At 33.8% G+C, this 15,631-nt stretch carries 11 protein-coding genes; 10 read left to right on the forward strand and 1 reads right to left on the reverse strand.

The genetic code is table 11. The features are described 5' to 3' along the window. Window positions 1-109 precede the first annotated feature (109 nt). The gene (locus ACKPCA_RS05015) at window positions 110-1,135 is read left to right on the forward strand and encodes a hypothetical protein (RefSeq protein ID WP_321281741.1); all 1,026 of its coding nucleotides are present in this window, start codon (window positions 110-112) and stop codon (window positions 1,133-1,135) included. A gap of 288 nt (window positions 1,136-1,423) precedes the next feature. Next, a complete protein-coding gene (locus ACKPCA_RS05020; RefSeq protein ID WP_321281742.1) occupies window positions 1,424-2,719 on the forward strand; it encodes a hypothetical protein in 1,296 nt (431 codons plus the stop codon). Between the two features lie 202 nt (window positions 2,720-2,921). Here ACKPCA_RS05020 and ACKPCA_RS05025 read toward each other — a convergent pair whose 3' ends face one another. Beyond that, a complete protein-coding gene (locus tag ACKPCA_RS05025; protein WP_321281743.1) occupies window positions 2,922-3,854 on the reverse strand; it encodes a LytTR family DNA-binding domain-containing protein in 933 nt (310 codons plus the stop codon). 680 nt (window positions 3,855-4,534) lie between these two features. Between ACKPCA_RS05025 and ACKPCA_RS05030 the strand changes: the two genes are divergently transcribed. From ACKPCA_RS05030 to ACKPCA_RS05065, 8 genes are all read left to right on the forward strand, one after another. Continuing rightward, window positions 4,535-5,245 carry a sensor histidine kinase gene (locus tag ACKPCA_RS05030; protein WP_321281744.1) on the forward strand — a complete coding sequence of 237 codons (711 nt, stop codon included), beginning with the start codon at window positions 4,535-4,537 and terminating at the stop codon, window positions 5,243-5,245. A 45-nt stretch (window positions 5,246-5,290) separates the two neighbouring features. Next, window positions 5,291-5,668, forward strand: a complete 378-nt coding sequence (locus ACKPCA_RS05035) for an HU family DNA-binding protein (protein WP_321281745.1) — start codon at window positions 5,291-5,293, stop codon at window positions 5,666-5,668. A gap of 1,283 nt (window positions 5,669-6,951) precedes the next feature. Then, window positions 6,952-7,716, forward strand: coding sequence for a LytR/AlgR family response regulator transcription factor (locus ACKPCA_RS05040; protein ID WP_321281746.1), 765 nt, complete (start codon window positions 6,952-6,954; stop codon window positions 7,714-7,716). Between the two features lie 386 nt (window positions 7,717-8,102). Further along, window positions 8,103-9,167, forward strand: a complete 1,065-nt coding sequence (locus ACKPCA_RS05045; protein WP_321281747.1) for a right-handed parallel beta-helix repeat-containing protein — start codon at window positions 8,103-8,105, stop codon at window positions 9,165-9,167. A gap of 95 nt (window positions 9,168-9,262) precedes the next feature. Next, window positions 9,263-10,000: a hypothetical protein gene (locus ACKPCA_RS05050; protein ID WP_321281748.1), complete on the forward strand. Its 738-nt coding sequence runs from the start codon at window positions 9,263-9,265 to the stop codon at window positions 9,998-10,000. A 61-nt stretch (window positions 10,001-10,061) separates the two neighbouring features. Further along, window positions 10,062-10,619 carry a T9SS type A sorting domain-containing protein gene (locus ACKPCA_RS05055; RefSeq protein ID WP_321281749.1) on the forward strand — a complete coding sequence of 186 codons (558 nt, stop codon included), beginning with the start codon at window positions 10,062-10,064 and terminating at the stop codon, window positions 10,617-10,619. 137 nt (window positions 10,620-10,756) lie between these two features. Then, entirely contained in the window at window positions 10,757-11,833 is a 1,077-nt protein-coding gene (locus ACKPCA_RS05060; RefSeq protein ID WP_321281750.1) for an OmpA family protein, read from the forward strand. Window positions 11,834-13,289: 1,456 nt separating this feature from the next. Beyond that, a complete protein-coding gene (locus ACKPCA_RS05065) occupies window positions 13,290-15,620 on the forward strand; it encodes a glycoside hydrolase family 3 N-terminal domain-containing protein (protein ID WP_321281751.1) in 2,331 nt (776 codons plus the stop codon). Window positions 15,621-15,631: the final 11 nt, after the last annotated feature.

The raw sequence follows: 15,631 nt of genomic DNA on the forward strand, positions 1-15,631 counted from the left end.
CTTACTAGGTCTGGAATTGGCTTTGAATCCATCCCGATCTGTGTAATTTAGTTCTTAATATCTACCACATAAAACAACATTAACAAACAAAAATTGATACCATACACCTATGAAAAAAGTATTCCCACTACTCTTATTTGCATTACTCTTTTGCTTCGCCTCAAAAGCTGATAAACTTACCTTTTACAATCAGCCCAATAACTTTAATTACTTTCAGCTTACTAATAACTATTGGTATTGCAATTACAATGTAAGTTTCCTTCAGGCTACAATCAATGGTCAGGATTATCAATTAAAGAGTGAACACAATTGGATAGAAACCACCACTGTTGCACTCAAGGGAAAGAAAATAGGAGTGGAGCTCTTGTTTTCGGTTTTGGCCTTGTCGGGTTCCCACGAGTCAAAAGAAAGACTGGCAAGCGATTTATTAGGCTTTGCAGTTGGGTATTTTGGCAAAAAGAGCAATTACTTTTTAGAATTTCAGAACTCCAGCTTTGCTTCAAGTTTAAAAAAATACAATGGAAATGGAGACCTGGATGAGTCCCATGATTTCGATTCCAAATACACACAAATTGACTTTAAAGTAGTGCATCCCATTAAAAATATTGCTGCGGTATATTGGGGACTTCGATATCGAAACCTGAACCTTCCCATTGTTTACTTTCAAAAATCTGAAGATGAAGACATTGAGTACAATTGGATTTCAGATCCCGAAATTAAAGACATTCATAGCATAGGAATTGGTTTGGGCGTACTAAATAACAAATTACTACATATCAAAACCGAACGTAGCAATAAGCCCTTGTCCTTTAGGGATAGACTAAAGTATTTCATTACGCCCAAGTGGAAATCGGATATTTACATTGCACTATTTCAGGATGAATGCAATTATGCAAATGTAAACCAGGATGTAACACATTGGGCAATTGACTTCTCATTAGAGGCCTATTTCAATTTTATTGTTAGCAATTCAAAAAACTGTAAAATCGATTTTTCATTTGGCTACAATCTCAATTATTTGTTTAGCGATAAAATTACAGGACCCAATTTGTTCAGTAATGAAGATGTGGATTTTGAAACCGATTTCGATGTCCTGCATCATGGACCCACTGTGAATTTTCATTTGAGGTTTTAAACAAAGATTGCTTTAAGAATAGATGTTAACGAAGGAGGTGCAGGAATGTGCCTCCCTTTGCCATTAAAGGGAATTACAATCTAGTTAATCTTTATCGCTTGATGATCTAAATGTTTAATGCGAATTCAATTCAAAGTTTGTGGAATTCATAAAATGGTTATGTTATTGTCAGTAATTAAGGGATTTATCAGATAAAATCGTTAATAATATTTCATTAATCGAAAGAAAAAGTTTTGTTTCTAAATTATATTGTTAATTTTATAGGTGACTACTGTAAAATTGAATCTTATGGCTAAAAAGAGGAAAAAAGCAAAACCCCAGGTTAAAAGGAAGCAAAACAACTCACCTTATCAGAATAGTCTACTCAGAAAGAAATATTTAAAAATTGTTGAGGCAGTTTGCGAAAAAATGAATTGTGCCGATTCATACAAGTTGCTCAGCAAGGAAGAAAAAATAAGAGCTTTTGGATGTTCAGTTTTTGTTCTAAAATTAAAAACCAATAAGAAACAGTACTATACAGCGGATAGTATACAGTTTTTTGAAAAATTTGTAAACGATTTCTTCTCAGATCCAATGAATTGTGTGCGTAAAAGCGAAGCAATTGAACTTACAAATTATGAAGTTCTTGTGGCAAATTACTTTATTACCTCATTTAATAAGGATTACCCCGAACGCTATGAATTTTTAATGGATGCCTTTCAGCCCATGGTAGAATACATTGGTGATTTTGAAAGTCATTTTGGAAAGATGATTCAACACTATGCTTTTGTAGCCAATGCCACCAATGTTTTCGACTATAATGTGTACATTTTAAAATTGGATGCAAAGGTTAAAAATTATCCCACGTTGAGAATGAATTGGGAATCTTCTTTAGAAAGTATTGCGCCAAGAGAAAGTTTCTATGAGGAAGAGGGAAGGAATAGAGCTGTTTTTCAACTCGGATACGTTAACAATGGTTTTGAAATGCAATGGACTTTTGTACGAACCAAAGATTTGAAAGGCTTGTACAATGGCAAGAAGAAATACCTGCCAGTATGTATTCAACGACATGCCTACCATAGAATTTTAAGCAGGCTTAAACCTTTATTCGATACTGAAGTGGTTTGGGCGATGAATTACTACCTGAGACATGATTTACACATTGAATTTTACAATGGACGCATTTTAATTCCTTTTTACTATTTCGAAACCAAGTGTGGATATTTTGTTGCCACTATAAATAAGAATCGACTTATTATTAAAACCTTCCTGTTTTTAACTCACCATTCAACACCCGAGGGCGATAAATTGGGAGAATTATCTGGACTTAGTAAGGAAGAAATTTCCTATTGGAAAATAGATACCCTACAAAATTTTATTGATGCCAACTTAAGAGAGAATGAGCAGATGATAGAATTATTTGAACAAGCAGGCTTAAGTCATTTGTTCGATATGAAGATTAACCACGGACATGAATCTGATGGGAAGGATTACAACTGGAATGCCCTATCACAATACATCAAACGTGGCAAAACCGAACTGTTCGACGAAGGCACTGAAGATGCTGAAGAGCTTTTGGTAGAAGAGGTGAATGAGATAGAATAAATTTGTTCTATTGATTTCTCTTATTGCTTCGGATTCATTTGAATGTAATATCAGGCTAGTGGTTTGCAGAATGATTTCATTAATCTATATTAGATAGAGACGCAAGGCCTTGCGTCTGTACAATAAGAAGATCAATTATCGAGATCAGAAAATTTCAAAATAATACTGCATAGCCAGCGGCGATTGAAATTCAGCTAAACTGTCATCTCATTTTCTTTTTCTCTGCAAGTTTATTCTGTATAAAATCAATTTTCTTAGGTGAAACCGGTATGGTTTCGGAATAGTGCAGGAGTTTAAGGAATGAAGTTTTTTTTATGGAGTTGGTGTTGGCCGATTTAAGGTAGTTAAGGTTAATGATATAAGACTTGTGACATCGGTAAGTTTGCTCAATATGAACCAATTGCAGCTCCACATTAGCCATTGAATTTCGAAGAATAAATTGCTTAAATTCTGTGTTACAACACAAGTAGAATATTTGGATATAATGACCATTAGATTTTGCCACTATAAACTGAGAAATATCGATTTCTAAAAACTCATTTTCATTTTTTCCCTTAAATCTTACTTTAGATTCGGAATTTGCATATCCCAGCTTTGTCTTGTTGTTTGCTGGCTTCTTTAAAAGAGTATCATTTTTTCCATGCTTTTCGAAGCTCAAGAAAATATCAAATGAGTGTATGATAAGGTATAGTAACAGGCCAATTCCAATAATGTATATAAACAGTACGATAAAAAAGTTATCAGGTAGTTCAGGAATATCAGTGTATCCGTAAAATTGTTCAAATACGTAATTAACATGTATGATTGTATGCAGCCCAATTGATAACCATGCTACTGCAAAACACAAACTAAACAAGCCAATTTCTAAGCATTTGGTCCATATTTTTTTACTATGAGGAGAAAAAACCAGAAAGCTTAATGCGTATGATAAGCAACCCCAAAAGCTACAGCCAATAGTTAGGATCAATTGAGCTTTTAGCTCGTAATTAGGGAGAATGTAAGGCTTAAAAAATATGAGAATACTAAATATCCCTATGAATATAAAAATCAGAGTTTTATTGGTATTGTGCATTAAATAACCAAAAAGAGATTCTCGCGACAAATACTCTCTAAGGTCTTTGACAAGTTTTTTCATTACTGTATGATTTGAATAAACCTATCTACTTTTCATTTTGCAGTGTAAAAGTATGATTACTCATGAAATAAAACTGTTAATTATCGTTAATTTATAGCAACTCCTTTTAAAACTTATTTGCTATCCTTTTACTATTGGTAAAACACACCTAATAAATTAACAATTCTCCAGGTATTCAAAATGATGGTTACGATGGATAATTGGTATCGATAATTCATCATTTATTGTCATTCAGAGTGTAAAATGCATTTTACTGTCATTTAAAGAGTGGATTTTCGCACTAAATCCTTCGATATAATAGGATAATTATGAAATTACAATTGCTTCATTAATTTTCAAGTGATTGATTTGTTGAGCCGTGTAGTTAATCTTTGTGAAATAATAGAATCGGCGTGAAAAATTTCTTTTGATGATGCAGACTAGCTACTAGATTTGTTACAGTTTAGTTTTCAAAAACAAAATTAATGTTTTAAAAAGAAGTAGTAAATAACAGGAGTGATCTTAGAAAAATTTTAGGGGGGTAAATTTAAATAAGATTTAAGGGGATCCTGTTTTTTATTGACTGAAGAAGATTGAGGGCATCAAAAATAGTGTTTCTATTTACTTTTTAATTTTGCAATGAATAGATGTCCTTAATCTTCCCATTTCAACAGAATTTGAATTAATTATAATGTAGAAATATGAAGGATGATATGGAATTACATAATATCAATGAAGAACCAAGTGAATTATTGCTGATTAAAACAATAGCACATGATTTATCTTCACCCATAAGAACTATTCTTGGATATATCAGCTTACTGGAAAATAATGGCTCTAATCTTGATGATAAAGAATTACAAAAAATTTACAAAACCATCAATCATTTAGCTACGAATGCAATAAATCAAACTGAGATGCTTACAAAATTCAATTATGATATCATTAAATTTATTCAAAGTGATATCGATTTTAATTTTCCAGCCCTCATTAATAATTTACTTAGCGAATTTGAATTCAGGATTCAAGACAAATTGATACGAGTAAAAAAGCAAATTAATTTATCAGACGGAAAAGTAAGGGCAAACGAGTACTCTCTAAGTATTATAATAAGAAATTTATTAGACAATGCTGTGAAATTTTCACCTGCCTGTTCTGAAATCATAGTGTCGGTAGAAGAAAAAGATCAAATAATTAAACTCTCAATATTTAATTTATTTGATAAGCAAAACTTAGCTGACCAAGAGAACAAATCAATTAAAAGTAAGCAAGTAGGAGGTGCAAATGGTTTAGGCTTGGGGCTAATTTATTGCAAGCAAATTGCCTCTATTACCAATATTATTTTAAAGTTCGAATCTATCGGTAAGAATGGATTTTTAGCCAGTGTTTTTTTTAAGGATGGGCGTAAGTAGTTCTAAATACCTGCAGATTAAAAAAACTTATAAAATGATTTAAATATGAAGTATAGACCTATTGAAAAAAAGAACCCGCAAGACCGTTCGCAATCGAAATTTTACGTTCAGCCAGTTAGATCTGGAACATGGGGACGAAGAGAGATAGAAACTTATCTGGTTGAGAAAACAGCACTAAGTAAAGCTGAAGCAAGAGGAGTAACCATTACTCTTGTTGATTTTATAAAAGAGGAATTGCTTAAAGGAAATGCAATAAAAGTAGAAGGACTCGGAACATTCTCGATTAGGGTAAAAAGTGACGGTTCAGACACTGCAGATGAAGTAACTGCCAAGAACGTTAAAAGTGTTATCATTAGTTTTAGATCAGATAGAGAGCTTCGAGAGGAGGTTAGTAAAGTAAAGTTTGAGAAGGTAAGTGATTAATACCTTCGGTATTTTTGTGCAATTTGTGATTAACGCTTCTTACTTTTGTAAGAAGCGTTTCTTCTAACTAGTAAGGAGCGTAGCTAACTCTAGTATACAGCTAAGCAAACTTTATTCCAATGGTATAATGATTGCTTGTAAGAGTAAATGAAGGGTGCACAAACACGCAAAACCAAATATCACCACCCTGACGTGCTTATGTGTAAATTAGTTATCCTTTCAATCAGAACATGAGCTACAAGCTCGTGTTGGTAGAGGGCATCAAGTTTTGGTGCTAATCGTTGGTAATAATTCAAATAAACTACATATATGAGATCACCTTAAATAATAGAAATGTGAAAGTTAGAACATGCCCTTATTGTGATTATAAATATTCTAGACTTGACTATGTGAAACGACTACTTTTTAACGTTTTATGGTCAAAATGGGATTGTCTGACGTGTAATCAAAAAATAATCTTTGATGTTAATAGAAGAGTATTCGTAGCACTCACTTTTGTACTATGTTTAGTCATTTGGAATATTATAAAAAGTTTTTTCGAAATGAGCTGGACTTTATGGATTCTTTATGGGGTAATCTTATTAATTGTAACGATTTACATTTTTACATTCAATAAGTTTGTAAAGGCCAATAAAACTGATTGACATTTAAATAAGAACAGGAAACGAATTACAGCAAAAAAGCACCCCAAGCTGGTGTGAGCTTGTAGCTCGTACCAGCAAAGTTTCCTTATTGGACAGAAGAACTTTTTTAAGATGCTTTCCTGACTTATATGCTCGCTTGGCATAAACTTAACTACAAAATTTGGTAACAGTTGGTGTTATAACTAAAAAAGTCCCCAATTTGGAGGCTTTCGAATGATATATTTGGATTGGTTTATTTACTCGATACAGGATCTAAGAATATCCTTAAACGCAAGGAATAAGCAATGAAGAAACAAGAAATAGGTTAGTTATTGTAAAGAAATAGAAATACTCATATTTTCAAAGAATCATTGAATGACCAACACCTATATTCAAATTTAAGAATAAAAATAGAATCCAGTTTGTTTAAACAGCATATATATTTCTTATTAAAGTATAATTTCATGATGCAAAAATAATTTCGTTAAATTATTTAGTTGTTTTAATTGTATTAGTGGGGGGCATTTGAATTATATAATTTATTTGATCAGAAATGAAAAATATTCTAATTTAGATTTTGTAAATCACAAACTAATACAAAGATTATCAGTGTATTTGCATTTTGTGTGCTTTTTGTTTTATAAATCATAAACAAAGATAATGATACGCACAATAATAGTTGATGATCATCAATTATTTATTGATGATTTGAAGATATTGTTATCAGAATATAAGGACATTGAGATAATTGGTGAAGCTACTGAATCTAATAATGGTATAAAAAAGATAATTTGCCATAAGCCTGATTTAGTATTTCTATCGATAGAAATGTCCAATTTAAGTGGTTTTGATATATTTTCTGAGCTGCTAAAGAATTATTTTGACCATCCTAAAATTGTATTTACCACAAAAGGCAAAGAATATCTAATAGAAGCGCTTCATTACAATGCTGTTGATTGTATTATTAAACCTATTAATGCGGAAAAATTGGATATGGCAATACAGCGATATATCAACATGCAAAAAAATGATAGTAAAATTGATGAAATAAAGACCCTAATTCATAAGGTCCATAAAAATAGTAGGGTACTACTTCCATCAATTACAGGGTTTAAGCATATTAAATTAAGCAATGTGCTTTATTTTAAGAAAAATGTGTCATCACCTGAACATGTTCAAATTTATTATGATGGAAATAGGCATGAGATCATAGCAGGTTGTTGTACTTTAAAGAGAATCCTCGAATTACTACCTTCAGATGATTTTTTACAAGTGGATAGGCAAACCATTATAAATCTCGATTATCTTTCTGACATAGAGGTTAAAACTCGAAAATGTATCCTCCTTAAAAATGGAAAACGATTTGAGGTTTCTATATCAAGAGGCAGATTAAAAGACTTTATGAAGGAAATGTCAATTAAATAAGAACCTGATATTCTTATTTTCTATTTAAATAATTCCATTCACCACCCAATTTCAACAACTTAAATTACATTTTTAACTATTCAAATGTTATAATGAGAATTGTTTGTTTTGTATGGATAAATGACTTTGTAACTTATTCTTCCAATAAAAAGTTATTCAGTTTGTTCAGAACTGAAAGATTTAAAGGGTGATTTTAAAAAAAAAACTATTGTGCCACTACACAACTCTCATATAGGATGCTAATTAATTTTAAGCATCTATTTCATTACGGATTTTTTGGTCAATAGATTATTGTGGAATTGATTAGAATTCCTACTTATCTATTTTACACTGAATAGACGATTTTTCTATTTGGCATTGACATTAGTTTCTTAATTAACGAAATCATGAATCTGCACACACGCTACTTCGATTTTAGATTCTTACTTGCGTTCTGTTTTTCTCTCTTTTTGTTTGCTTGTTGTGATTGCGATTGTGAACAAGGCCCCATTGGCCCGGAAGGTCCAGAAGGTAAAAAGGGTGATATGGGTAATTCACCTACATTTATTGTTCCTGATGATGAAGAAGATATTCAAACAGCCATAGACATGTTGCCAGCTGATGGAGGAAGTGTTTTTGTAAGAGCAGGAACTTACTCTCTTGATGAAGGAATTCATATCGATCGGTCAAACATATCTCTTTCTGGAGAAATGGGCACATTGCTACGATTGGCAGCTGGTGTCAACCAACCAGTGATTTTAATTGGTAGTGATGAAGAAAATCCAAGCGTACCCATTGAAAATATAAGTGTAAAAGTTCTCGAAATAGATGGGAATATGTCAGCTCAGGATTCTGAAATAGATCCCAACCGCCCTTGGATCAGGAACAATGGAATCGATGTTAGAGCTGTAACCGACCTTCATATTTCCGAAATGGATATTCATCATGCCAGGAGTGGAGGAGTAGTAGTAAGTTGGCACTCCAAAATCATTTATATCAACAAATCATCTTTCCATCATAACTACTTTGATGGCATTGCCCTTTATGCCAGTGAGGATATTATTGTGTCGGATTTTTTCTGTAACTACAATAATGCAGCAGGATTAAGTTTGGACAATGACTTGAAACAAGTACAGTTTTCTAATGGTACCATCCGTAATAATGGAGATGTTGGGGTCTTTGCCCGTCATTCTAAGGATTTAAAATTCCAAAATTTAATTATCTCTGACAATCAAAGCCATGGATGTTTTCTATCTCACACTTCTTTAGGTACAGGAACTGGAGTACAATCATTAATTTTTAGTAGTTGTTCATTTACTAGAAATATGGGTTATGGATTCAGGCTTACTTCCCCAAAGTTTGAATCGAATAAAATTAGTATTGCTGGATCTGTATTTTCTAGTAATAGTTTAGGTTCTATAAGCCTTGGTCCGGATTCAGAGTTATATCAAATTGGTAATGTATTTCAATGATTTTGGTATTTATTTTTTACCTGACATATAGGTTCTACACATTCAATCACCGTGAACGAACTGGAAGACGTAATGAATTGTAAAAGACATTGAAAATGAAACGATCCATACAAATTTTAAGTTTGATCTTATTATTTCTTTGCTTCACACTTATACAGTGTAAGATAGCTGAAGTAATTATAAATGAAGATCTGGAACAATCAACCAGTCCAATGCTTGTGACAGGAAACAATGACTTATCATTTAAAGATAAGGTAATTGAATTTGGAGATTTTTCTACCAGTAAAGTTCATGAGAGTTTAAATGAAGAAAAAAGAAAATCTGGATTCATGAAAATAAGCTTCGAAAGTTCTGAAGAGATTTTCAGCTTTACCCAGTTCTGTCAGAATGAGAAATGTTTACAGGTAGAATGTGTTTCTGTGTACTTGAACAAAGAAATGCCAATGTTTGGTGAGTTTTTGTCTTATGATCTGAAGTCAAAAAATTATTTTGCCGGAACCCTATATTGCAAAAATACTTTTATACTGCGGGATTTTGTAGTGTATTTCAGCGATGAAGTTTTTAAGCCCAAAGCCAAAGGTTTTGTAAACTTTAGTCCTCAGCAGAAAATAATAATTAAACCAGCATTTATTTCCAAAAGCAAAATTTTCCAAATTGATCCTGAAGGCTATGAATTTCTACTGAATGATAAAACAATTGCAGCAGTTGAAACAATCAACAATGGCAGGGTGTGGATGAGACCAGACTTGGATGAAGAAATGAAATTGGTATTGGCTGGTGTTTCAACGGCTTTGCTATTAAACCGAAACAATAATAAAAGTTCTGGAGAGTGAATATGAAATGAAATAACGCCTTTGCTTTTCAATTGAATATTAAACCTTTAAAGCCACAAAAATGAGAAATCGACTAATTCTAATCGGGGTGAGTTTTATGCTCCTTTATCCCCTAAAACTAATTTCTTCACCATCACAACTTGAAGCATTTATTGATGATGAAAATGCAAATAAAAAGAAAGTCTTGATTCGCTCCACAACCGGACTTTCCGGAGCTTCAGAAATGATTAGTACCAAATCTGGAGTATATAGTATTTGTTACAGTGTTGGACAATCAAGTATTATAGGTGGCAAATCAAAAAAAGGTTTTGTGCTTAGAAATGGCTTTCAACAACCTTTGCTTTCCGCTCAAATTGTGCCTATTCCTACTGAGAATGAACTAAAGGCAATAGTATATCCGAATCCTTTCCGACATTCCATTAGCATCAATATTAATGAACCAATAATAGGTGAAATATTGCTATCTGTAACGGATATCAATGGAAGAGTGGTTATGCTTCAAAAGATATACGATTCTCAACAGATCAACTTGCCTATGAATGAAGTTCTAAGTGGGACTTATATCTTGAAAATGATATACGAGAGTAAAAGTTACACAGCTACCCTAATAAAACGATAAGTATGAAAAAAATTCTACCCATTGTATTCCTTTTAACAATTGTCAGCTTTGTTAAAGGTCAGGAAATTAGTGTTGAGGCTTGAAAATCATTAACGAGCTTTACTTATAAGAATGCAGAAGGAATAAAACTTTCTAATTTGCAAAAAGTACCTAATAGCTTTATAAATATTGGCTATAGAGATTCTATATTTTCAAAGAATTTATTTTTCAACATTCTGGCCAATTACAATACCTATGGAAGCAAAGGAAGCGATCGTATTCTTGACAATTACTACGAATGGAACCTTAACTATGTAGGCATTGGCGCATGTTTGGATTTTAATTTTGCGAGAGCTGGAGATTTCTCCTTTTATATATCAGGAGGGGGCTCTGCCGAGTTTTTGGTTCAAGCTACTCAAACCATAAATAATCAGGTTTATAAGATAACCGGAGAAGAAGATTTCGATACGCCCATTTATAATCTAAAAGGAGGGATTGGAACTGCCTATCAGGTTTCCAATAAGATCACGCTTTTTTCGCAATACACCTATAGTAGAAGTGGCACTTTTAAAAATATCTCAGGCGACCTGAAAATACATGCTCACAACTTTGGAATTGGAATGCGAATAAATATTTCGAAGCAGCCATGTGCCAAAGAATTAAAAACGAAAGCACGAATAGAGTCAATGCAAAAGCAATTGACTCTGATGCAAACTAAACTAAATGCTTTAGAAAAGAATTCACTACAAGTAAGATCTCTACAAAAATCATTACAAGAAAAAGATCTGGAACTTCAGGATATAAAAGAAACACTTACAAAATCGCTCTATCCGCACATAGGAAATGAAATGAGTATAGAAGAGAGAGACAACAGGCTTCGTTTAATCTTGTGCAATGATCTTTTATTTGAATCAAGCAGTTGGAAACTAAGTGATGATGGAAAGAAAGCAGCCGATCACCTTGCTAAAATTCTGATTGACCATCCTCAATTTCATGTACTGGTTGAAGGGCATACCGATGATGTAGCCTGTAAAACCAATGGTAAATTTATGGACAATTTGGAGCTCTCAAGCAAAAGAGCGCATTCTGTTGTCAATTACATTATTAACAACTCAAAAGTGAATCCTCTATGTCTTATTGCCGCCGGGCGAGGAGAATATCATCCTGTTGCAGACAACACAACAGAAGAAGGAAGAAGACAAAATCGCAGGATAGAAGTGATTTTGCCACTATAAACTGAGAAATATCGATTTCTAAAAACTCATTTTCATTTTTTCCCTTAAATCTTACTTTAGATTCGGAATTTGCATATCCCAGCTTTGTCTTGTTGTTTGCTGGCTTCTTTAAAAGAGTATCATTTTTTCCATGCTTTTCGAAGCTCAAGAAAATATCAAATGAGTGTATGATAAGGTATAGTAACAGGCCAATTCCAATAATGTATATAAACAGTACGATAAAAAAGTTATCAGGTAGTTCAGGAATATCAGTGTATCCGTAAAATTGTTCAAATACGTAATTAACATGTATGATTGTATGCAGCCCAATTGATAACCATGCTACTGCAAAACACAAACTAAACAAGCCAATTTCTAAGCATTTGGTCCATATTTTTTTACTATGAGGAGAAAAAACCAGAAAGCTTAATGCGTATGATAAGCAACCCCAAAAGCTACAGCCAATAATTAGGATCAATTGAGCTTTTAGCTCGTAATTAGGGAGAATGTAAGGCTTAAAAAATATGAGGATACTAAATATCCCTATGAATATAAAAATCAGAGTTTTATTGGTGTTGTGCATTAAATAACCAAAAAGAGATTCTCGGACAATAACGTTTTAAGTCAGGTGGTTTAATATTAAATGCTTAGGCGATACGAAAAAAGGCTTGTTTCACGTAAACTCGAAAATGTCACAAAAATTCGAACTTGAAGTTGATATTCAGGAATCTAACTTTTAATGATGCATTTGAATTTTAACGTAGACTCGAAGAATAAGGCGAAAATTGTCTCTTTTTTCACACTCAAGTGATGTTGAAACGTCAGATTTTGGACTAAATAGGGAAGAAGGGAGTGTAATTTACCGAGTTTAGGAATTGTGTTTTGATGTGCTTGGAAGGGAAGAGTTGAGCCTCACGCTGGTGACCTACATGGTTGTGCTAGCAGGTTTTCTTTATAGGACAGAAGAACTTTTTTAAGATGTCTTCCTGACTTATACGCTCGTTTGGCACAAACCTAACTACAAAATTTGGTAACAGTTGGTGTTATAACTAAAAAAGCCCCCAAATTGGAGGCTTTCTGAATGATATATTTGGATTGGTTTATTTACCGATACAGAAAGTAACCCTATTCTGTTATTCAGTTACTTATAGGAAATAGGTAATAAATAGGAGACGATTATTGTTTGATTAAAGAGAACTGAGTGATAATCAAAAGAAAGTGATGCGGAATGAGGGATTCGAACCCCCAGCTCAATTAAATATGAGCATGTATTTATTGCACAAATTCAAATATATAGAAGTGTTTTTGAAAAGCAGAAAAGTAGAACTTTTCGTGTCTTAAACAGTCGTTATTCAGATATGTAATGTGATTCTCGAAATCAAATTATGAACCTAGTTTAAACTTATATGAATTTAGATTAAACCATGAATATTACAACAATATCTATGTTTAGATTTTGATTTAAACAGTATTAATAATGAAAAGAAACAGAAAGAAATTATTGGCAATATATTTGATTGGTTGTATAAGCTTTTTTTCATCGTGCAAGAGTAAAAATCATGGAGAAGTAAACTATCTTGATCCTAACTTACCTGTTGATCAGAGGGTGGAAAATTTGTTGTCCCAAATGACTTTAGAGGAAAAAATTGCCCAAATGTGTCAGTATGTAGGTCCTGAGCATATCAGGGAGGCAGAAATGGTGATGAGTGAAAAAGATTTACATGACAATGATGCAATGGGATACTATCCTGGCTTATCGGTAGAAAAGCTTGAAGAAATGACACGAAATGGAATGGTGGGCTCTTTCTTGCATGTTAAAACACCTGAAGAAGCTAATCATTTACAGCAATTGGCTAGGAAAAGTAGATTGAGAATTCCTGTTTTAATAGGAATTGATGCTATCCACGGAAATGCATTAAACGTTGGAGCAACTGTATACCCAACTCCTATAGGAATGGCAAGTACCTGGGAACCGGCTCTTGTTGAGCGAAGTGCTCGCGAAACCGCTCTTGAAATGCGTGCAATGGGTGCACAATGGGCATTTACACCAAATATTGATATTGCTCGTGATGCTCGTTGGGGTAGAGTCGGAGAAACTTTTGGGGAAGATCCACATTTGGTTTCAAAATTTGGCGTTGCTATGATCAGGGGAATGCAAGGTGATAATTTCACCGGAGAAGATAAAGTAATTGCCTGTGCGAAACATTTAATTGCTGGTAGCGAACCGGTAAATGGACTTAACGCTGCACCCATGGATGTTTCGGAACGAACACTTCGAGAAATTTTTCTTCCTCCTTATCAGGCGGCGATTGATGTAAATGTATTCTCTATGATGGCCGCGCACAATGAATTGAATGGTGTGCCATGTCATTCAAATCATCACATTATGACTGAATTGATGCGTAATGAAATGGGTTTCAATGGATTTTTCGTAAGTGATTGGATGGATATTGAGAGGTTGGTGGATCAACATTTTGTTGCCGAAACAGAAAAGGAAGCCTGCTATCTTTCTGTTGATGCCGGTATGGATATGCACATGCACGGTCCTCGCTTTCATCAACCTGTAAAGGAATTGGTAGAGGAAGGAAGACTTTCCGAGGAGAGAATTAATCAATCGGTACGTAAACTGTTGGAGGCCAAATTTCGCTTGGGCTTGTTTGAGAATCCATATGTTGATATTGCTAAGGGAAAAGAACAAATCTTTGCCAATGAGCATCAGCAAACGGCGTTGGATATGGCTCGAAAATCCATTGTCATGTTGAAGAATGAAGGGGTATTGCCTATCGATACAAAGAAATACAGAAAGATATTGGTAACGGGACCCAATGCCAATAACCAGACGATTATGGGTGACTGGTCGGCCGAGCAGCCTGAGGATAATGTGGCAACCATTTTTGAGGGAATTCAGCAGGAGGCTCCTGCCAGATGTAAAGTGAACTTCTACGATTGTAGTGAGACATTATTGGCATTAGAGGATGCCAAAATCAAAAAAGCAGCCTCGTTGGCACGCAATCACGACCTGACCATTGTAGTGGTAGGAGAGAATTCCATGCGGTACAAATGGGATGATAAAACCTGTGGTGAAAATACAGATCGATCGAATATCCAATTGCCCGGTAAGCAGCAACAATTGGTCGAAGCTTTGTACATGAGTGGGAAGCCAGTTATTGTGGTATTGGTTAATGGAAGACCATTGGGCATTGAATGGATAGCTGATCATTCTCCAGCTCTAATAGAAGCTTGGGAGCCAGGAAGTTTTGGAGGGCAAGCATTGGCTGAAATTTTATTTGGAAAAATAAATCCAAGTGCAAAGCTTCCCATTTCCGTTCCTCGAAATGTAGGACAGATTCAAACTGTCTACAACCACAAACCATCACAATATTTTCATAAATACAAATCGGATAAAACCAGTGCTTTGTTTCATTTTGGATATGGTTTGAGTTATACAGAATTTAAATACGACAATTTAACACTAAGTAAAAAACAGATTCATAAGAACGACTCACTATTGCTTACTGTACAGGTTCGTAATGTAGGAAAACGCAGAGGAGATGAAATAGTACAACTGTACATTCGTGATGAATTTAGTTCTGTAACCAGACCAGTAAAGGAGTTGAAAGCATTCAAAAAAGTTGATCTTGATGCAAATGAGAGTGCTGTGTTACAATTTGTAATATCGCCTAAAATGCTCGAGTTTTACGATATCGACATGAATAGGAAAGTAGAAGCAGGTAGTTTTAAGGTCATGGTCGGAGGATCATCATTGGACGAGGACCTTCTTCATGTGAAGTTTGAAGTGATAGAATAGTCATTTTAATG

The organism is Marinifilum fragile (genome assembly GCF_963677365.1).
In the GTDB taxonomy this organism is placed as follows: domain Bacteria; phylum Bacteroidota; class Bacteroidia; order Bacteroidales; family Marinifilaceae; genus Marinifilum; species Marinifilum fragile.